The organism is Klebsiella sp. K-3 (assembly GCF_051207495.1).
In the GTDB taxonomy this organism is placed as follows: Bacteria; Pseudomonadota; Gammaproteobacteria; order Enterobacterales; family Enterobacteriaceae; genus Klebsiella; species Klebsiella aerogenes.
Genome location: NZ_JBPNXF010000031.1, coordinates 1 through 1,241 on the forward strand (window position 1 = coordinate 1; position 1,241 = coordinate 1,241).

Genomic DNA, 1,241 nt, shown 5'->3' on the forward strand with positions numbered 1-1,241 from the left:
ACCTGCTCTACCGGCTGGTGAGTCGGGCCATCTTCGCCCAGACCGATGGAGTCATGGGTGTAGACCATCACCTGACGCTGTTTCATCAGCGCCGCCATACGTACCGCGTTACGCGCATACTCGACGAACATCAGGAAGGTAGAGGTGTACGGCAGGAAACCGCCGTGCAGCGCGATACCGTTGGCAATCGCGGTCATACCGAATTCACGTACGCCGTAATGGATGTAGTTACCGGCGGTGTCTTCGTTGATCGGCTTAGAGCCGGACCACAGAGTCAGGTTGGACGGCGCCAGGTCAGCAGAACCGCCGAGGAATTCCGGCAGCAGCGGGCCAAACGCTTCAATGGCGTTCTGCGATGCTTTACGGCTGGCGATCTTCGCCGGGTTCGCCTGCAGCTTAGCGATGAACTCGTTAGCTTTCGCGTCGAAGTCAGACGGCATTTCGCCTTTCATACGACGGGTGAATTCGGCTGCTTCCTGCGGGAAGGCTTTGGCGTAGGCGGCAAACTTCTCATTCCACGCGGCTTCTTTCGCCTGGCCGGCTTCTTTCGCATCCCACTGCGCATAGATGTCAGACGGGATTTCAAACGGAGCGTATTTCCAGCCCAGCGCTTCGCGGGTCAGTGCGATTTCCGCGTCGCCCAGCGGCGCGCCGTGGGAATCATGGGTGCCTGCTTTGTTCGGCGAACCGAAGCCGATGATGGTTTTGCACATCAGCAGGGACGGTTTGTCGGTGACCGCGCGCGCTTCTTCTACCGCGCGTTTGATGGCGTCAGCGTCGTGACCGTCAACGCCGCGCACCACGTGCCAGCCGTAGGCTTCAAAGCGTTTCGCGGTATCGTCGGTGAACCAGCCTTCAACGTGGCCATCGATGGAGATGCCGTTGTCATCATAGAACGCCACCAGTTTACCCAGTTTCAGGGTACCAGCCAGGGAGCACACTTCGTGAGAAATGCCTTCCATCATGCAGCCGTCGCCCATGAAGGCGTAGGTGAAGTGATCAACGATGTCGTGCCCTGGACGGTTAAACTGCGCCGCCAGCGTTTTTTCCGCGATAGCCATACCGACTGCGTTAGCGATACCCTGACCCAGCGGGCCGGTGGTGGTTTCCACGCCTGCGGTGTAGCCGACTTCCGGGTGGCCCGGAGTCTTAGAGTGCAGCTGACGGAAGTTTTTCAGTTCTTCAATCGGCAGATCATAACCGGTGAGGTGCAGCAGGCTGTAAATCAGCATGGAGCCGTG

The 1,241-nt window shown here is 58.8% G+C and carries 1 protein-coding gene; it reads right to left on the minus strand.

The window, feature by feature from the left end; translation table 11 throughout:
* On the minus strand, positions 1 to 1,241 hold a 1,241-nt coding region (locus ACSEMK_RS24005; protein WP_435336664.1), incomplete at both ends, for a transketolase family protein.